Here is a 17,701-nt window from a genome sequence, read left to right on the forward strand (position 1 = left end):
AGGATCAGACAGGAGAATCCTTGATGGAGCATTCACCGCTCTTACCCCGCACCGCCCTGGCTCTCGCGACCACGGCCGCGCTGATCGCCCCGGCAGCGGTCGCCTACGGTGCCGAGCGGTCCCCGCGGGCGCCGGCCGCGTCCTGGAGTCTGAAGTGGAGCCCCGCATCGGGGGCGAGTGTCGCCGACGCCTTCGAGGGCGCCGAGGACGACCGCGCCGACTCCCATCCCGGTGTCACCCACATCTACCCCTACCAGGGCGGTTTCCGTACCGACATCCACTACCCCAAGGACGTCGACACCAGCACCGACCGCCAGCGCCAAGAGGTCAGGGGCATGGAGCGGAACGGCTCCGCCGTCAAGATCCTCAAGAACGAGACCTGGCGGATCCAGTACCAGATGTATGTGCCGGACACCCTCGACGCGACCACCGGCTTCACCCACATCATGCAGATCAAGGTGGGGGACGTGGCCGCCCCGCTGTTCACCATGTCGCTGCACCAGCACGGCGACGGGCCCAAGGTAGAGATCCGGACGTCGGACGACGACGACAACCTCACCGAGGCCGGGGCCGCCGACATGACGCCGCTCCAGGGCGCGTGGAGCGATGTGTCGGTCGAGGTCAAGGCGGCCGACTCGGGCGCGTACGCCGACTGGTCGGTGACCACCGGCGGCAGACGAGTCGCCGCGTACAAGCGCACCGGCCTGGACCTGTGGCGCGGCAAGAACTATCTGCGGCCCAAGTGGGGCATCTACCGGAGCCTGAACAGCGACGGCCTCCGGACCACCTACCTGCTCACCCGGAACTTCAAGGCGTACAAGCTCCAGTAGGAGGGCGCGCGATGAAGAGCTATCGGAACACCCTGGTGGCCGCGGCCGCCACCACCGCACTCGCCGCGGGGCTGCTGCTCACCCAGACCGGCACCGGCAGCGCCGCGACCTCGGCGGCCGACTCGGCCCCCTCGGACATCAAGACCGTCTCCTCCGGCTGGTCGATCCCCTGGGGACTCAGCTGGCTGCCCGACGGCTCGGCCCTGATCACCGAGCGCGACGCGTTCGACGTCTACAAGCTCACCCAGTCGGGCACCAGGACCAAGGTGGGCACGGTGCCCAATGTGGTGACCACCGGCGGTGAGGGCGGGCTGCTGGGCATCGCGGTGTCCCCGAACTGGAACAGCGACCACGCCGTCTATCTGATGCACACCGCCTCCGACGGCAACCGCATCGCCCGGATGACCTACGACGGCTCCTCGCTCAGCGGCTACAAGGCGCTGGTCACCGGCATCAAGAAGAACAAGTATCACAACGGCGGACGCCTGAAGTTCGGTCCGGACGGCTATCTGTACGCCACCACCGGGGAGGCCCAGACCCCCGATCTCGCCCAGGACAAGAACTCCCTCAACGGCAAGATCCTCCGGATGACCACGGACGGCAAGCCCGCCCCGGGCAATCCGTTCGGCACGCTCGTCTACTCCTACGGCCACCGCAATCCGCAGGGCATCACCTGGGATCCGCAGGGGAGGCTGTGGGAGGCCGAGTTCGGCAACAGCAAGTACGACGAGCTCAACCTCATCGAACCGGGCAAGAACTACGGCTGGCCGACCTGTGAGGGCAACTGCTCCACCTCCGGGATGACCAACCCCAAGCGCCAGTGGCCGGTCGGCGACGCCTCGCCCAGCGGGGTCACCTACGCCGACGGCGCGATGTACATGGCGGCGCTGCGCGGTGAGCGGCTGTGGCGGATCCCGGTGGACGGGACGAGCGCGGGCACCCCCAAGGCGTACTACACCAGCTCCTACGGGCGGCTGCGCACCGTGGAGACCGTGCCGGGCAAGAACACGCTGTGGCTGTCCACGACCAACGCCGACAACAACGGCGGGGAGCCGGACGGCGCGGACAAGGTGTTCCAGGTCGAGTTGAAGTAGCGCCTTCGCGGGTGAGCGTACGGGCGCGGTCCGCGGACCGCGCCCGTACGTCCATGTCGCGCCCGTACGTCGGTGTCAGTATGCGAGCCGCTCGTTCATGAGCAGGAAGGCGCCCAGACCGTGGAGGTCGTTCGTATTGCGCGGCCGATTGAGGTAGTACGCCAGGTCTCCGACGTTGGTGCCCTCGCTGATGTCGGAGATGTTCGTCAGCCCGTCGGAGCCGACCGACACCTTCCGCAGCACGCCCTGATAGCCCCGGCGCGCCGCCGAGGCGTAGGCGCCGCCGCTGATCCAGCCGTGCTTCAGGGCCGCGTGCAGCATCAGGGTGTACATGCTGGAGGCGGAGGTCTCGGTCCAGTTGCCGGGGTCGCTCGCCTTGTCGACGACCTGGAACCAGCGGCCGGTGGCCGGGTCCTGGTAGCGCACGAAACCCTTCGCCAAGTGCCGTACGTTGCCGATGAGTTCGGCGCGGCGCGGATGGTCGGCGGGGAGCATTTCCAGCACCTCCACATGGGTCATCGCGGTCCAGCCGATGGCCCGTGCCCAGTGGTAGCCGGAGGTGCCGGTGGTGGGATCGGGCTTCCACGGGGCGTCGCCGTCGGCGTCGAAGGCGTGGTAGAGCAGCCCGTTGGACGCCTTGAGGTGGCGGAAGTACACCGAGAGGTTCCGGGTGACCTCCTCGTACGCGTACGCCTGGTCGCCGTAGGCGGTGCCGTAGCGCAGCAGGAAGGGCTGGGCCATGAAGACGCCGTCGCCCCACAGTTCGTTGGTCTTGCCGGTGGCGTGCCACATCCCGCCGTCGGCGGTGCGCGGATAGCTGGTGATCCGGGCGCGGATCTGGTCGGCGGCGGTCCGGTAGCGGGGGTCGCCGGTCTCCTGGTGGAGGACCAGCAGCAGATTGCCGGACTGCATCGCGTCGAGGTTGTCGAAGGTCCGGCTCATATGACCGTCGGCGTCGACGAAGTTGTCCACCCAGCGCTTGATGTACGCCAGGTACGAGGGCTCCTTGACCCGCTGGTAGACGCGGTGGGTGCCGAGCAGGAACAGCCCCCGGGTGTAGCCCCAGCCGCCGAGCGAGGCGGGGTCGGGGTAGCGGGCGACGGTGGAGTCCACCACCGCCCGGGACCAGTCGGCGGGCGCCGCGCCGGCGCCCGCCGTCGGGAGGAGAAGGCCGCCGGTGATGCCCAGTGTGCTCGCGAACAGCGTTCTGCGACTGATCACTCGTTCCCCTTTTCTCAGGGCTCGGTTCGGCTCCGGGTCGCCCACGTCTCCCCCGGCTACCGCTGGGAGGGACCCGCTGCCGGTCGTCGACCGTGCCCGGCCCGCGCGTTCCTCACGGGTCCGCGCGCGCTCTCCCTTTCGACAGCGGTGCGCCCCTTCGGCTCACCGGCCGTGGGTGGCGCGTACACGCCAAGAATAGCGGCGAACGCTCCGTACCGGGGCAAAAGCGGAGGAAAGGCCAGAATCCGCCGTACCCGTCAGTAGTCCGGCCACCAGCCGGCCGGTGGCGGGCGCGAGCATCAGCCCCAGCATGTTGTGACCGGTCGCCAGCAGCACCCGGGGATGGCCGGGCACCGGCCCGATCAGCGGCAGCCCGTCGGGGGTCATGGGCCGCGGCCCCACCCACTCCTCCTGGCGGTCGTCCCAGTCGGCATGGCGCAGATACGGGCGCGCGGCGGCGACGATGGCCTCGATGCGCCGCTGCCGGAACCGGTCGGCGTCGCGCTCGAACTCCATCGTCCCGGCGACCCGGACCCGCTTGCCCATCGGAGTGAGCACCACCTTGGCCGCGCCGAGGTGGACCAGCCGGGAGGGCGGCGGCTCGGCCGCCACGGAGAAGCTGTACCCCTTGCCCGCCACCAGGTCGACGTCCAGGCCGAGTCCGCGGACCAGCTCGCGCGACCGGACGCCCGCGGCGATGACCACCGCGTCGCTCCGGTACGTCCCGGCCGAAGTGCGCACCTCGGTGCGGCCGCCCCGGTCCGTGACGGCCGACACCCGGGCGCCCTCGACCAGTTCGACGCCCTGGCCCCGCAGCCGCTCGGCGAGCCGGTCCACGAAGAGCGAGGGGTCGAGCGACCACTGGCGCTCCACCACGAAACCCGCCCGGGCGCCGTCGGTGAGCGAGGGCTCCGCCTCCGCGAGCCGGGCCCCCTCCAGCACCCCGCCGGGTGCGATGGGGGCGTCCAGCCGGCGGAAGGCGGCCAGCGCCTCGGCGGCGTACTCGCGGGAGGGGAAGGCGAAGAGGAAGCCGTCCTTGTGCGCCTCCCCGTCGACACCGGCCGCCTCCAGCTCCTCGAAGAGCCCGAAGGTGCCCTTCGCGAGCGCGCCGAGGGCGGCGACCCCCCGCGCGTAGTGGCGCGAGGTGGCCCGCAGCCCGAACCGGACCAGGAACCGCAGCAGTTCGGCACCGGCCGCGGGGTGGATCGCCAGCGCGCTGTCCGGGCGGTGCAATCCGCGCAGCGCCGTACCGATGACCCCGGGCGCGGCCAGCGGTTCGACCAGGTCGGGGCAGACCTCCCCGGCGTTGCCGCGGGAGGCGCCGCTGCCCAGCCGGTCGCGTTCGAGGACGGTGACCCGCAGTCCGGCGGCGCTGAGGTAGTGGGCACAGGCCAGGCCGACGACTCCGCCGCCGACGATCGTGACCGTGGCGGGCGGGGTGTCCGGGGAGGTCATGAAGGCTCCTTCACCGCGGGGGACGGTGTGGTCGAAGAGGTGTCATGGCTGGTACGCGCCCGCCCGCGGGCGTAGTCCGCGTCCGCGGAGCTGGCGTCGGCGAGGGTGAGCCCGCTGGTCTCCGGCGCGAGGACGTACGACGTGCCCCAGCCGATGACGCAGATCACCGCGCCGAGCAGCATGGCCAGCCGGGTGCTGTGGTCGAGGACGACGGGCGCGCCCCAGGTGCCGATCGCGGCGCCGACCCGGCTGATGCCGGTGGCGAAGCCGTTGGCGGTGGCCCGCACTCCGGTCGGGAACAGCTCGGAGGGATAGATGGCCTGCAGACACTGACTGGAGAAGGCGGCCACGCCGAAGGCCGCGAAGAGGACCACCACGACGGCCGGTGCGGGGCGGGCGAGGGCCGCGAGACAGAGCAGAGGGATCGCGGAGAGGCCGAAGCTCCACAGGAGCAGGGTGCGCCGCCCCTTGTTGATGACCAGGATCCCGGAGAGCGAGCCGAGCACGAAGAAGATCTGCACCACGACCGAGCCCAGGTAGGAGTCGTTGCCGTCGGCCAGTCCGAAGGAGGACAGGATGGTGGGCTCGTAGGTGGTGATGGCGTAGATCGGCAGCAGCTGACAGGCCCAGAAGACACTGACGAAAATGGTCCGGCGCAGATAGGCGCCGCGGAAGATGTCGGTGTAGCGGGTGCGGGAGGCGGTGTCCGCCTCGAGGTCGGCCACGGTCGCGTCCGGGCCGAGCATCTGCTTCAGCACGGCCTCCGCTTCCTGGTTGCGGCCCTTGCTGAGCAGCCAGCGCGGCGACTCGGGGGTGCCGAACCGCAACAGGAGGATGAGGACGGCGGGGATCGCGCTGCTCGCGAGCATCCAGCGCCAGTTGTCATGGCCGGAGGACATCATCGCCCAGCCGACGACATAGGCGACGGCCGCGCCGACCGACCACATGGTGACCATGACGACCAGCAGCGGGCCCCGGGAGTTACGGGGCGCGAACTCGGAGGCGATGGTGCCCGCGATGGCGAAGTCGGCGCCGATGGCGATGCCCATGAGGAAGCGCAGCACGGTGAGCTGCCAGGGATCGCTGACGAAGAACTGCGCCGCGGAGAGCAGGATGAAGGCGGCGATGTCGAAGAGATAGACCTTCTGCCGCCCGACCCGGTCGGTGACATAGCCGAAGACCAGGCCCCCGGCGAACATGCCGACCAGGGAGGCGGAGCCGACCACTCCGGAGTCGAAGGAGTTGAGGTGGTAGTCGGCGGTGAGAAGCGGAAGCGCGACGCCGATGATGCTGAGGATGTAGCCGTCGCAGAACTCACCGCCGCCGGCGTAGAGCGTGATGAGCCAGTGGGTGCGGGTAGGACGGGATTTCTCCAGGGATGCTGTGCTCATGGCCGTCTCCTGAGGAGATGCTCCTGGGGAGGAGGAGGACGGATGGCCGGGCGGTCGCGAGGCGCCCGGTGCTGATGTCCGAAGACGGTAGGCAGCGTCCGGCGGTCGGTCATCGTTGGAATCGTATGAACCGATCGCCACCTGGAAGCCCATGCTTGTACGATCCGCCCATGGACCCCTCGATCGATCCCATGAGTGGCCGTCCCGTCCTGACCCCGGAGCTGGCTCAGGAGATCGCCCAGGACATCGGCCGGATCACCGGCTTCAATGTGCTGATCACCGACCCCCGGGCGGTCGTCATCGGCTGCGGCGACCTCGCGCGCGTCGGCACCGTCCACGAGGCGTCCCTGGAGGTGGTGCGCACCGGGCGGCCCGCCACCCACACCGCCGAGCAGGCGGGCCGGATGCGGGGCGTGCGGCCCGGGATGAGCCTGCCGATCACCGTCGGTGAGGAGGTGATCGGCACGGTCTGTCTGACCGGGGTGCCGGCGGAGGTGCACCGCTTCGGCCTGGTGGTGCGGCGGCAGACGGAGATCCTCCTGGAGGAGGCGGCACTGCTGCGCTCGCGGCTGCTCCACGAGCGGGCGGTCGACGACTTCGTACGGGACATCGCGCTCTACGACCCCGAGGTGGTCGACGCCGGAGCGGTGGACGCCCGGGCGGTGGAGCTGGGCCTGGCCCCGGGGCTGGCCCGGGCCGCGGTGCTGATGGAGGTGATCCCGGCGGGAGAGGGCGCGGACGAGGGCGCGGCGGCGGTCTCCCGGATCACGGTGCTGCGGACCGTACGGGAGGTGTTCCGGGACCGGCAGGACGTGGCGGGTGTCCAGGCGGCGGGGCGGTATGTGGTGCTGGCCGCCGCCCACGGCGAGCGGACGGCCCCGGGACGGTTCGCCGACGCCTGCGGGCATCTGCTCTCGCTGCTGTACGACCGGCACGGTCTGGACGGGCGGATGGCCGTCGGCGAACCCGGTGCGGGCACCACCGGGATGCACCACTCCTATCGCGACGCCGCCACCGCTCTGCGCACCGGACCGGCCGTCTTCCCGGGCGACCGCGTCTTCACCGCCGCCGACCTGCGCATACCGCATCTGCTGGGCGCCGCTCCGCGGCAGGCTCGGGCGCGGTTCGCCGACGCCGTGCTGGGGAAACTGCCCGGGCAGCCCGACTGGCCGACCCTGCGGGAGACGCTGATCGGCTGGGCGGAGGGGGGTTTTCATCTGGTGCGGGTCGCCGAGCGGCTGCACATCCACCGGAACACACTCCTGTACCGGCTGGAGAAGATCGGAAAGCTGTCGGGGAGACGGGTGCGGGAGCCGGCCCAGGCCATCGAGATGTATCTCGCCTGCCTGACCGACATCCTCCGGGAGACCCCCACCCAGGGCAAGGCAAGGTAAGCCTCACCCTCGGCGTCGTACCGGTGGCCACCACCCGCGCCGACCACGCCGGACCGGTCCCCGGCTATCTGCGCACGGCCTTCCCCCTCAACGCCGGACCCACCGCCGCCCGGGTCGTCCTGCGCGACATCACCGAGCACCTCGGGCGCTGACGCCGGACACCTCGACGCCCCGGCCGGCCGTGTCAACCTCCGACCGGCATAAGCCACCGTCACACCCCGTATGCGATCGGGACAATGCGTCACCACAAGACCGTCCACAGGCAATAGTCTCGGCGTACAGGACGTGGCTGAGGAGGCGCCCATGGGGACCGGCGATCGTGAGCAGGCATACGCACGGGCTCGGCAGGAGGCCGAGCGGCTCACCGCGAGCGGAATCCGGGGCATCGCGCTGACCTGGGTGGACAACGCGGGTCTGACCCGGGCGAAGTCCGTGCCCACCGCGCGGCTGCCCCATGCCGCGCGGCGCGGGGTCGGGATGTCCCCGGTCTTCGACGTCTATCTCGTGGACGATTCCATGACCACCAGCCGGCATGTCGGCGGCCCCGACGGGGATCTGCGGCTCATCCCCGACCTGGACCGGCTCATCCCGCTGGCCGCCCAGCCCGACTGGGCCTGGGCCCCGGTCGACCGGTACGACCAGCAGGGCCGGGCGCACCCCGTCTGCCAGCGGCTGTTCGCCCGGCGGATGGCCGAGCGGGCGCGGGAGCGCGGGCTGAGCGTCCGCATGGGGTTCGAGACCGAGTGGGTCGTCACCACCGGCGACCCGGACCAGGACCCGCCGCACTACCCCACCGCCGGTCCCGCCTACGGCATGGCGCGCGTGGCCGACCTCGCCGACTATCTCGCCGATCTGCTCGGGGCGCTGGACGCGCAGCACATGGAGGTGCTCCAGCTCCACCCGGAGTACTCCCCCGGGCAGTTCGAGGTGTCCCTGGCGCCCACCGACCCGGTCGGCGCCGCCGATCTCGCCGTGCTGGTGCGGGAGACGATCCGGGCGTGCTCCGGGCGCGCCGGGCTCAATCCGCTGTTCGGCCCGGTGGTGGACCCGGGCGGAGTCGGCAACGGCGCCCATGTCCATGTGAGTCTGTGGCAGGGGGACCGCAATCTGTGCCGGGACGGCGACGGGCCGCACGGCATGACGGCGACGGCCGAGGCGTTCCTCGCCGGAGTGCTGCGCGAACTGCCCGCCCTGCTCGCGATCGGCGCCCCCTCCCCCGCGAGCTACCTCCGTCTCGAACCCTCCCGCTGGGCCGGGGCGTACCAGTGCTGGGGCCTGGAGAACCGCGAGGCCGCGGTGCGCTTCATCACCGGCGCACCGGACGACCCGGGGGCGGCCAACGCCGAGATCAAGTCCTTCGACCCGGCGGCCAACCCCTATCTGGTGGCGGGCGCGGTCATCGCCGCGGGCCTCGGCGGGATGGACTCCGGGCTCTCCCTGCCGCCACCCGTCTCCGGGGACCCCGCGGTCGAGCGGCGCGAGCGGCGGCTGCCCACCTCGCTGCTCACCGCGCTGGAGCACTTCGAGGACTCGACGGTGCTGCGCGAGGCGCTGGGCGATCCGCTCTTCGAGTCGATCGCCGCGGTGCGCCGGGCGGAGGCCGCCCTGTTCGAGAAGTCGTCCCCCCAGGAGATCGCCGTCGCGACCCGGAGGCGGTACTGACCGATGGAGGCCGCCGAGCAGACGGATCCGACCGAGCCGCCACTGCCGCCCCTGGTGGACCACCACTGCCATGGGGTGGTCCGCTCCGAGCTGAGCTCGGCCGCGTTCGAGGCGTTCCTGACCGAATCCGACGCGCCCGCGGCGCTCGGCACCACCTTCTTCGACAGCCAGCTGGGGTTCGCGGTGCGCCGCTGGTGTCCGCCGCTGCTGGGCCTCGAACCGCACTGCCCGCCCGCCCACTACCTCGCCCGGCGGCGCGAGTTGGGCGCCCGGGAGGTGACCCGGCGGCTGCTGAGCTCCACCGGGATCAGCGAGTTCCTGGTGGACACCGGGCTGCCGGGCAATCTGACCACCCCTCAGGAGCTGGCCCTCGCGGCGGGCGGCACCGCCCATGAGATCGTCCGCCTGGAGCAGCTGGCGGAGCGGATCGCCGACACCTCGCTGACCGCCGACGACTTCCTGGCCGGGGTGGCGGACGGGATCCGGGAGGCGGCGCGTACGGCGGCCGGCTTCAAGTCGGTGGCCGCCTACCGCTACGGGCTGGACTTCGAGCCGGATCCGCCGGGCCCCGGCGCCGTCCACACCGCAGCCGAGCACTGGCTCGCCCGGCGCGGTCAGGGCGGCACCGCCGCCGCCCGGGTCACCGACCCCGTACTGCTGCGCCATCTGCTGTGGTCGGCGGCGTACACCGGGCTGCCGCTGCAACTGCACACCGGCTTCGGCGATCCCGATCTGCGGCTGGACCGCTGCGATCCACTCGCCCTCACCGACTTCATCCGCGCGGTGCGCCCCACGGGCTGCACGCTGATCCTGCTGCACGGCTATCCGTACCACCGCGGTGCCGCCTATCTGGCCGCCGTCTTCCCGCATGTCTACGCCGATGTGGGGCTGGCCCTGTCGCACACCGGGGCACGGGCCGGGGCGGTGCTCGCCGAGATGCTGGAGCTCGCCCCGTTCGGCAAGGTGCTCTTCTCGACCGATGCCTATGGGCTCCCCGAGCTGTATGTGGTGGGGGCGCGGCTCTTCCGCGAGGCGCTGACCGGGCTGCTGACCCACTGGGTCGCGGAGGGCGCCTGGTCGCGCCGCGACGCCCGCAGGGTGGCCGCGCTGCTGGGCGCGGACAACGCCCGCCGCGTCTACGGCCTCGGCACCCCGGCCCCGCGCGAGGGCTAGGGGGCCCTGGCGGTTCAGGACGGGCGGCTCCCCGTCCTTCCCCTCACCCGCGACCTCCGACCGTGCGAGCGCCCGCCGCCACTACTGGTCTGCCCATCATGGCGTCATTTGCTGCCTCGGCAAAGCCCTTTGTCAACTCCAGTGTTGTGCGTGCAGTCTGCATTCAGAAGGGGTCGGCGGAAATGAGTGGGTACGCAATTGCAGTACGCGGACCGCTTGTCGGCTGCCCGCGCCGGACGACAGTAGCGTCCCAAAACACCATGCGGAGGAAGCCTCAGATGGAAAACCACCACGTCGTCATCATTCCGATCGAGATCGATGAGGGAAATGAAAACGCATATCTCACAATGTGGCAGGACGCTGCGGATCTTATGGCCGCCCAACCCGGTTTCCTTCGGACCTATATGTTCCGCACGGTCGTGCCGGGAAGCAAGTTCCGACTCGTGAACGTCGCCGAATGGGAGACGGCTTCTCACTGGGAAGAGGCGATGAACGTCTGCCCGATGCTGGGGCAGCAGGTAGCCACCGCCCATGCCTCGAACTACGAAGCGATTCGGACGGTCGTCCCCGTCACGGGGCACGCGTTGAGCCATGACAACGGCCACACGCTCGCCGACCTGCCCCCTGCCGAGGCGCATCGCCGCGTCACGGAGGGGAAGCTCACGCTGGTCGATGTCCGACAGGACGACGAGTGGGCGACACGTCGCCCCGCGGGCGCCATTCACGCCGCGCTCAGCACGATACCGACCTCGTTGTCCGGCCTGCCCGACGGCCCATTGGCTTTCCTATGCCGCACGGGCGGACGCAGCGTGAAGGCGGCCGAGCAGGCGATGACCGCCGGCCGTTCTCCCGTCTTCAACGTCGCCGGCGGCCTTGCGGCATGGGAAGCGGCAGGTCTGCCGATCGTCCTCGGCCAGGCGTAGTCATCTCCGAAGCGCGTAGCGCATACCACCGTGAAGTACTTCATTCCCATGAGAGAGTCCCACTCGTGTTTTTCGTCGACACCCTGAAGTTCGAGGGCCTGGGTAATCGCAGTTATCTGGCGGGCGGGCCCCGCACCGCCGTCGTGGTCGACCCGCCACGCGATATCGACCAGGTGATCGCCGCCGCTGCCCGGCGCGGGGTGCGGATCGCGTATGTGGCGGAGACGCACGTGCACAACGACTACCTCACCGGCGGTCCGGAGCTGGCCCGGGTCACCGGCGCCCGCTACCTGGTCCCGGCCGCCGCAGACGTCTCCTACGCCCGCGTTCCCGTCGCGGACGGCGACACGGTGGAGGTGGAGGAGTATCTGGTGCTGCGCGCGATCGCGACCCCGGGGCACACCCCGCACCACACCTCCTACGCACTTGAGGAGGACGGGCGTGCGGTGGCGGTGTTCACCGGCGGCTCGCTGCTGATCGGCTCGGTGGGGCGTCCGGACCTGGTGGAGCCACGGCTGACCGAACAGCTGGCCCGCGCCCAGTACGCCTCCGCTCACCGGCTCGCCGACGAACTGGACGACGAGGTGCCGGTGCTGCCCACACACGGTTTCGGCAGCTTCTGCTCCTCCTCGCAGGCCGAGGGGGACACGACCACGATCGGCAACGAACGCACCAGCAACGACGCGCTCACCTCGGACGTGGACACCTTCGTCGCCCGCACGCTGGCCGGCCTGGAGGACGTTCCCGCCTACTACGCCCATATGGGTCCGGCCAACGCCGCCGGCCCCGCCCCCGTCGACCTCACCCCGCCCCAGCCTGCCGACGCCGCGCGGATAGCGGAGCGTCTGGCGGCCGGTGAGTGGGTGGTGGACCTGCGCAGCCGGGTCGCCTTCGCCGAAGGCCACGTGGCCGGCTCGTTCAACTTCGAGGGGGATGGCAAGCTGGCCACCTATCTGGCCTGGTTGATCCCCTGGGGCAAGCCCGTCACCCTGCTCGCCGAGACCCCCGCGCAGATCACCGACGCGCAGCGGGAGCTGGTCAGGGTCGGCATCGACCGCCCGGCCGCCGCCGCGACCGGCGACCCGGCGGGCTGGGTGCGGGCAGGCGAGGAGCTCGCTTCCTTCCCGCGCGCGGCCTTCGCCGGCCTGGCCGCCGCCCGCGAGCGGGGCGAGCAGGTGGTGGTGCTCGATGTGCGCCGCGACTCCGAACGCGCCAACGGCCATGTCGAGGGCTCGGTGCACATCCCGATCCACGAGCTCCACGGCCGCCTCGACGAGGTCCCGGACGGCACCGTGTGGGTGCACTGCGCCGGTGGGATGCGCGCGGCGATCGCCGCCTCCCTCCTGGACGCGGTCGGACGCCGGGTCGTCGCGGTCGACGACGGCTTCGAGGCGGCCGTCGACGCGGGCCTGACCGTCACCCGCCCCTGAGCCCTCTTCCCTCACCCGCACAGCGAAGGCACGTGATGTTCCTCTTCCGCTTCCGTCGCGGTCACAGCCGCCTTGCCCCCGAGCGGGCGTGTGCCCGTACCAGTGACGGCACTGCCGTGCCGCTGGACGTCCGCGAGCCCTCCGAGTGGAGGGCCGGGCACGCGCCAGGCGCCGTCCACCTGCCGCTGACTCGCCTCCTGGCCGGAGCCACCCGGCCGGCCACCGTGCGGGGCCGGCCGGTGGTGGCGATCCGCCGCTCCGGGCGCCGCGCGCAGCAGACCGCCGAGCTGCCGGTCTTCCGCGGCATCGACGCCGTGGACGTGTCCGGAGGCATGACTGCCTGGGTCAGGGCCGGACTGCCGGTGACCGACGAGGGCGGGCAGGGCGGCCGAATAGCGTGAGTGCTCTGGTCCTGGCCCTGATCGCGGGGGCCGTCGTCGGCCTGGCGCTGGGCGCCCTCGGCGGGGGCGGCAGCGTCCTGGCCGTCCCGGCCCTGATCTACCTGCTCGGCTTCAGCCCCGCGGCGGCCACCACCGCAAGCCTGCTCATCGTGACCGCCACCTCACTGACGGCCCTGTACGCCCACGCCCGCGCCGGCCACCTGCGCTGGCGGGCCGGAACAGCGTTCGCCGCCGCCGGCATCCTGCCCGCCGCACTGGCCGGCGCCGCGGCCGCCCGCCTGCCTCAGCCAGTTCTCACCCTCGCGTTCGCCGTCATCGCCGCCCTGGCCGCGACCCGCATGCTTCGACCGGCCCCCACAGGAGCAGACAGCACCACCGGCAGAGCGGATGGCACCAGCCGGCGGACGCGCCCGGCGAAAGCGGCGGGAGCAGGCGCCGGGCTGGGCGCCCTGACCGGGCTCCTGGGGGTGGGCGGAGGCTTCCTCGCCGTCCCCGCCCTGGTCACCGTCCTGTCCTTCGAGATGCAGGCCGCCGTCGGCACCAGCCTGCTGGTCATCACGGTGAACTCGCTGGCCTCCCTGGCCACCCGCTCCGGCGCCGCCACCACCCTCGACTGGGCGGTCATCGGCCCCTTCACCGCGGCCGCGGTCCTGGGTGCCTGGGACGGCAAACGGCTCGCGGCCAACGTCTCCGGCCCCCGCCTCCAGCAGGTCTTCGCGTGCCTGCTGCTGGCCGTGGCCGCCCTCATGCTCATCGACGCACTGACATGACCCAACTCTCACGCCAGGGACAGGAACAGCTTCTCCCACCTCGCGCGCATCTGCTCCCGGTCCCCGGCCGCCTGCCCACCCTCGGCCACACAGTGCCGCACACCGGTGGCGATGATCGCGAACCCGGCCCGGTCCAGCGCCCGGGAGACCGCCGCCAGTTGCGTGATCACCTCCTCGCCGGTCCCGGCCGTCCTCGATCACCTTGCTGATCCCCGCGATCCGCACCTGCGCCCGCCGCAGCCGGTTGAGGGGACCACCCCCGCCGCGGTTCAGATCCAGGCGCCCGGGTCCCGCGGCTCGCACGGTCATCGCTCCGCCGCATGCCGCGCGTCCCTACGGGACCGGGCCGGGGTCCCCGCCCGGCGCGGAGCGCATACCCAGTACCGTGCCGGAACGTACTGGACCGTAACCGGAGGAGAACGCATGCGGATCGACGGCACGACCGTCCTGCTCACCGGGGCCACGGGCGGCATCGGGCAGACCCTGGCCCACGCGCTCGCGGCCAAGGGTGCCAAGCTGCTGCTCACCGGGCGCCGTGAGGAGGTGCTGCGGCCGCTGGCCGAGCGGCTGGGCGGCCGGGTGATCGTCGCCGATCTGGCCGAACGGTCCGATCTGGAGCGCCTGGTCGAGGAGGCGGCGGAGGCCCGGATCCTCATCGCCAACGCCGCGCTGCCCTCCAGCGGCCCGGTCCTGGACTACCGGCCCGAGGAGCTGGACCGCGCCCTCGACGTCAATCTCCGCGCACCGATGCTGCTGTCGCGACTGATGGCACCGCGCATGATGGAGTCGGGATCCGGTCAGCTGGTGATGATCGGCTCGCTGTCGGGCCGTACCGCCTCGCCCGGCGCCGCGCTCTACAACGCGGCCAAGTTCGGGCTGCGCGGCTTCACCCTCGGGCTGCGGCAGGACCTGCATGGCACGGGGGTGGGGGTTTCGCTGGTACAGCCCGGATTCGTGGGTGACGCCGGGATGTTCGCCGACGCGGGCACGTCCCTCCCCACCGGGGTCCGCACGATCTCCAGCCGCCGGGTGGCGGCCGCGACCATCCGGGCCATCGAGCGGAACCGGGCCGAGGTAAACGTGGCCCCGCTGGAGCTGCGTCTGGGCAGCGCCCTCGGCGGGCTGTTCCCGACCCTCGCCGAGCGGGCCCAGCGGAGTGCGGGCGCCGGGGAGACGTCCCGTCAGCTCGCCGACGGACAGCGCGGCAAGCGCTGAGCGGACCTGCTGACGTCGGCTGCGGTTCGGCAGCGGCGCCAAGGGGCGCGGCGCTGTGCCGATATGCGGCTCCGCCGCGGCTGTGTCGATATGCGGCTCCGCCGCGTGGGACCAGCCACGACAGCGCCGCGGACGAACGACGGCACATCACGGCCCATCCCACGGAGCGCTAAGCGCCACGGCCTGATGCGCGGGCGGTGTCAATGACCGTCCGCGCACGGGTCATTGACACCGACCGGCCCCCATGCCAAAGTTTCGCGACCCTGGTCGGACAACGTTGTCAAGCGGAGGTGCGTCCCATGCGGTCGCTGATCGGTGGAATCCGTGCGCGCATAGCGGGCACGGTCGCGGGGGTGATGACGGCGGCGCTGCTGGGCGGCGGTCTTCTGGGGCCGCCGGGCGCGGCGGCCGCCTCCGCGGCCGGGGACCCTCCGGCCGACCCCACCTCGCTGGTCCACCCCTTCGTGGGCACCGAGAACTTCGGCAACACCTTCCCCGGGGCGAGCGCCCCGTTCGGCATGGTCCAGGTCAGCCCGGACACCGGCGGTCAGGGCGGCTACGACTACGACCAGAACGCCATCCACGGCTTCAGCCAGACCCATCTGTCCGGCGTCGGCTGCGGGGTGGCGGGCGAGCTGCCCATCATGCCGACGACCGGCGCGGTCACCGACGTCGACCCGGAGCACTACCGCTCCACCTACAGCCATGACGACGAGGAGGCCACCCCGGGCTACTACCGGGTGGGCCTGAAGACCTACGGCATCGACGCCGAGCTGACCGCGACCCGGCGCACCGGCTGGCAGCGGTACACCTTCCCGGCAACCGGCGCGGCCAATGTGCTGTTCAACACCGCCAAGGCCAATCAGAACGTCTTCGGTTCCGAGATCCGCGTGGTCGGGGACCGGACCGTCGAGGGCCGGGTGGAGGCCGGGAACTTCTGCGCCGGAAAGGACCGGCACACCGTCTACTTCACCGCCACCTTCGACCGCCCCTTCGCCTCCTACGGCACCTGGCGCGGTACGACCCCCTCCCCCGGCTCACGCGAGGCGGCCGGCGAGGGCGGCAACGGCGCCTGGGCCACCTTCGACGCGAGCCAGGACCGGGACGTGGTGGTCAAGGTCGGGCTGTCGTACACCGGACCGGAAGGCGCCCGGAAGAACCTCGCCACCGAGACCGGTGACTCCTACGACTTCGACGCCACCCGCGCCGCGCTGCACGACACCTGGCGCGAGAAGCTCGACGCGATCCGGGTCGGCGGCGGCACCGAGGAGCGGCAGCGCGCCTTCTACACCGCGCTGTACCACGCCCAGCTGCACCCCAATGTGGCGGGCGACGTGGACGGCCGCTACACCGGTTTCGACGGCGCGGTCCACACCGCCTCCGGCTACACGCCGTACCAGAACTTCTCGCTGTGGGACACCTACCGGCCGCAGAACCAGCTGCTGGAGCTGCTGGAGCCGGGGGTGGCCCGCGATGTCGCGCTGTCGGTCGTCGCCATCGGCCGGGACGGCGGCTGGCTGCCGCGCTGGGCGCTGGCCAACAGCGAGACCAACATCATGACGGGCGACCCGGTGACCCCGTTCCTCGTCGAGGCGTGGTCCAAGGGGCTGCTGGCCGGGCACGAGAACGAGGCGTACGCGCTGCTGAAGAAGAACGCGACCAGCACCCCGCCCGCCGACTCGCCCTACAACGGCCGCTCCGGAGTGGACTATTACCGCAAGCTGGGCTACGTCCCCTCGGGTCTGAAGCTCGGCACCGACTGTGCCGACAAGGGCGGTGACAACGACTGCGTCCACCCCGCCTCGGCCACCCTGGAGTACTCCGCCGCGGACGCCGCGCTCGCCCTGATGGCGCGCGGCCTCGGACACCGCGCCGACGCCCGGATGTTCGCCGAGCGCGGCCAGACCTTCCGCACGCTGTGGGACCCGTCGATCGGGCACTTCCGGCCGCGCACGGCCGACGGCGCGTGGGTGACCCCGTACGACCCGGTGGAGGCGGGCAAGCAGTTCCACGAGGGCGGCGCCTACCAGTACCAGTGGCTGGTGCCGCAGGACCCGGCGGGTCTGGTGGAGCTGATGGGCGGCAGGCGGGCGGCCGAGAAGCGGCTGGACGACTTCTTCGCCTACGACAAGCTGCTCACCGACCCGGCGGGCACGGCCCGTAAGGACTGGATCTCCGCCCCGTACGACTACTACGGCAAGCCCACCTACAACCCCAACAACGAGCCCGATCTGCACGCCCCGTACATGTATCTGTGGGCGGGCGCGCCCGCGAAGGCGGCGACCGCGGTGCGGGCGGCGATGACCCTGTTCACCACCGGGCCGGACGGGATGACCGGCAATGACGACCTCGGCACGATGTCGGCCTGGTACGTCTTCTCCTCGCTGGGCCTGTATCCGACGATGAGCGGCGGGGACTTCCTCGCCCTGTCCAGCCCGCAGTTCGCCTCGGCCGTGGTCCGCATCGGGCGGTACGGCACCCGGCAGGGCGGCACGCTGACGGTCACCGCCCCGGGCGCGAGCGACACCAAGCGGTACGTGCGCAGCGTCTCGCTGAACGGCCGTGACGTGGCGCGGACCTGGCTGGACTGGGGCCAGGTCGCCCACGGCGGGAAGCTGGCCCACCGGCTGTCCACGGAGCCGTCGTCCTGGGGCACCGGCCCGGACGCGGAGCCGCCGTCGGTGGGCGCCACCCGCAAGGGCTGATACCGGCCGGTTGTGGTGTAGGTTCTAGGGCCCGCCT

At 71.7% G+C, this 17,701-nt stretch carries 15 protein-coding genes and 1 pseudogene; 12 read left to right on the plus strand and 4 right to left on the minus strand.

What is annotated here, in order from left to right:
- Positions 1–23 precede the first annotated feature (23 nt).
- Both J8403_RS05145 and J8403_RS05150 read left to right on the plus strand, forming a co-directional pair.
- On the plus strand, positions 24–830 hold the full coding sequence (locus tag J8403_RS05145) for a hypothetical protein (protein WP_211122085.1): 807 nt from the start codon (positions 24–26) through the stop codon (positions 828–830).
- 11 nt (positions 831–841) lie between these two features.
- Positions 842–1,924 carry a PQQ-dependent sugar dehydrogenase gene (locus tag J8403_RS05150; RefSeq protein ID WP_211122086.1) on the plus strand — a complete coding sequence of 361 codons (1,083 nt, stop codon included), beginning with the start codon at positions 842–844 and terminating at the stop codon, positions 1,922–1,924.
- Positions 1,925–1,999: 75 nt separating this feature from the next.
- Here the strand turns inward: J8403_RS05150 and J8403_RS05155 are convergent, their stop codons facing one another.
- The 3 genes from J8403_RS05155 to J8403_RS05165 form a co-directional block, all read right to left on the minus strand.
- The gene (locus tag J8403_RS05155; RefSeq protein ID WP_211122087.1) at positions 2,000–3,145 is read right to left on the minus strand and encodes a glycoside hydrolase family 88/105 protein; all 1,146 of its coding nucleotides are present in this window, start codon (positions 3,143–3,145) and stop codon (positions 2,000–2,002) included.
- A gap of 162 nt (positions 3,146–3,307) precedes the next feature.
- Positions 3,308–4,600 carry an NAD(P)/FAD-dependent oxidoreductase gene (locus J8403_RS05160; protein WP_211122088.1) on the minus strand — a complete coding sequence of 431 codons (1,293 nt, stop codon included), beginning with the start codon at positions 4,598–4,600 and terminating at the stop codon, positions 3,308–3,310.
- Entirely contained in the window at positions 4,597–5,991 is a 1,395-nt protein-coding gene (locus tag J8403_RS05165; RefSeq protein WP_211122089.1) for an MFS transporter, read from the minus strand. Before J8403_RS05165 ends, J8403_RS05160 begins: the two co-directional genes overlap by 4 nt.
- 170 nt (positions 5,992–6,161) lie before the next feature.
- Here J8403_RS05165 and J8403_RS05170 point away from each other — a divergent pair, with 170 nt between their 5' ends.
- From J8403_RS05170 to J8403_RS05200, 8 genes are all read left to right on the plus strand, one after another.
- The gene (locus tag J8403_RS05170) at positions 6,162–7,385 is read left to right on the plus strand and encodes a CdaR family transcriptional regulator (protein WP_211122090.1); all 1,224 of its coding nucleotides are present in this window, start codon (positions 6,162–6,164) and stop codon (positions 7,383–7,385) included.
- Between the two features lie 23 nt (positions 7,386–7,408).
- Positions 7,409–7,537, plus strand: coding sequence for a hypothetical protein (locus J8403_RS44290; protein ID WP_281427900.1), 129 nt, complete (start codon positions 7,409–7,411; stop codon positions 7,535–7,537).
- A gap of 151 nt (positions 7,538–7,688) precedes the next feature.
- Positions 7,689–9,047, plus strand: coding sequence for a type I glutamate--ammonia ligase (locus tag J8403_RS05175; RefSeq protein WP_211122091.1), 1,359 nt, complete (start codon positions 7,689–7,691; stop codon positions 9,045–9,047).
- Between the two features lie 3 nt (positions 9,048–9,050).
- A complete protein-coding gene (locus tag J8403_RS05180) occupies positions 9,051–10,220 on the plus strand; it encodes an amidohydrolase family protein (protein WP_211122092.1) in 1,170 nt (389 codons plus the stop codon).
- 278 nt (positions 10,221–10,498) lie between these two features.
- Positions 10,499–11,143, plus strand: a complete 645-nt coding sequence (locus tag J8403_RS05185; RefSeq protein ID WP_211122093.1) for a rhodanese-like domain-containing protein — start codon at positions 10,499–10,501, stop codon at positions 11,141–11,143.
- A gap of 65 nt (positions 11,144–11,208) precedes the next feature.
- The gene (locus tag J8403_RS05190) at positions 11,209–12,573 is read left to right on the plus strand and encodes an MBL fold metallo-hydrolase (protein WP_211122094.1); all 1,365 of its coding nucleotides are present in this window, start codon (positions 11,209–11,211) and stop codon (positions 12,571–12,573) included.
- A gap of 35 nt (positions 12,574–12,608) precedes the next feature.
- On the plus strand, positions 12,609–12,974 hold the full coding sequence (locus tag J8403_RS05195; protein WP_211122095.1) for a rhodanese-like domain-containing protein: 366 nt from the start codon (positions 12,609–12,611) through the stop codon (positions 12,972–12,974).
- Entirely contained in the window at positions 12,971–13,744 is a 774-nt protein-coding gene (locus J8403_RS05200) for a sulfite exporter TauE/SafE family protein (RefSeq protein ID WP_211122096.1), read from the plus strand. Before J8403_RS05195 ends, J8403_RS05200 begins: the two co-directional genes overlap by 4 nt.
- Before the next feature lie 8 nt (positions 13,745–13,752).
- Here J8403_RS05200 and J8403_RS05205 read toward each other — a convergent pair.
- Positions 13,753–14,053, minus strand: a pseudogene (locus J8403_RS05205) (metal-sensitive transcriptional regulator).
- Positions 14,054–14,167: 114 nt separating this feature from the next.
- On the opposite strand from J8403_RS05205, the gene J8403_RS05210 reads away from it, so the two are divergent.
- The gene (locus tag J8403_RS05210) at positions 14,168–14,959 is read left to right on the plus strand and encodes an SDR family NAD(P)-dependent oxidoreductase (RefSeq protein ID WP_211122097.1); all 792 of its coding nucleotides are present in this window, start codon (positions 14,168–14,170) and stop codon (positions 14,957–14,959) included.
- Between the two features lie 299 nt (positions 14,960–15,258).
- A complete protein-coding gene (locus J8403_RS05215; protein ID WP_246585696.1) occupies positions 15,259–17,664 on the plus strand; it encodes a GH92 family glycosyl hydrolase in 2,406 nt (801 codons plus the stop codon).
- Positions 17,665–17,701 lie beyond the last annotated feature (37 nt).

The organism is Streptomyces yatensis, from assembly GCF_018069625.1.
GTDB classification, from domain to species: domain Bacteria; phylum Actinomycetota; class Actinomycetes; order Streptomycetales; family Streptomycetaceae; genus Streptomyces; species Streptomyces yatensis.

What these genes read in the sequence shown, in the direction of transcription:
- J8403_RS05160 (WP_211122088.1), bottom strand. Translation starts at nt 4,600, where the DNA reads ATGACCTCCCCGGACACCCCGCCCGCCACGGTCACGATCGTCGGCGGC.
- J8403_RS05195 (WP_211122095.1), top strand. Translation starts at nt 12,609, where the DNA reads ATGTTCCTCTTCCGCTTCCGTCGCGGTCACAGCCGCCTTGCCCCCGAG.
- J8403_RS05215 (WP_246585696.1), top strand. Translation starts at nt 15,259, where the DNA reads ATGCGGTCGCTGATCGGTGGAATCCGTGCGCGCATAGCGGGCACGGTC.
- J8403_RS05165 (WP_211122089.1), bottom strand. Translation starts at nt 5,991, where the DNA reads ATGAGCACAGCATCCCTGGAGAAATCCCGTCCTACCCGCACCCACTGG.
- J8403_RS05145 (WP_211122085.1), top strand. Translation starts at nt 24, where the DNA reads ATGGAGCATTCACCGCTCTTACCCCGCACCGCCCTGGCTCTCGCGACC.
- J8403_RS05180 (WP_211122092.1), top strand. Translation starts at nt 9,051, where the DNA reads ATGGAGGCCGCCGAGCAGACGGATCCGACCGAGCCGCCACTGCCGCCC.
- J8403_RS05150 (WP_211122086.1), top strand. Translation starts at nt 842, where the DNA reads ATGAAGAGCTATCGGAACACCCTGGTGGCCGCGGCCGCCACCACCGCA.
- J8403_RS05170 (WP_211122090.1), top strand. Translation starts at nt 6,162, where the DNA reads ATGGACCCCTCGATCGATCCCATGAGTGGCCGTCCCGTCCTGACCCCG.
- J8403_RS05210 (WP_211122097.1), top strand. Translation starts at nt 14,168, where the DNA reads ATGCGGATCGACGGCACGACCGTCCTGCTCACCGGGGCCACGGGCGGC.
- J8403_RS05175 (WP_211122091.1), top strand. Translation starts at nt 7,689, where the DNA reads ATGGGGACCGGCGATCGTGAGCAGGCATACGCACGGGCTCGGCAGGAG.
- J8403_RS05185 (WP_211122093.1), top strand. Translation starts at nt 10,499, where the DNA reads ATGGAAAACCACCACGTCGTCATCATTCCGATCGAGATCGATGAGGGA.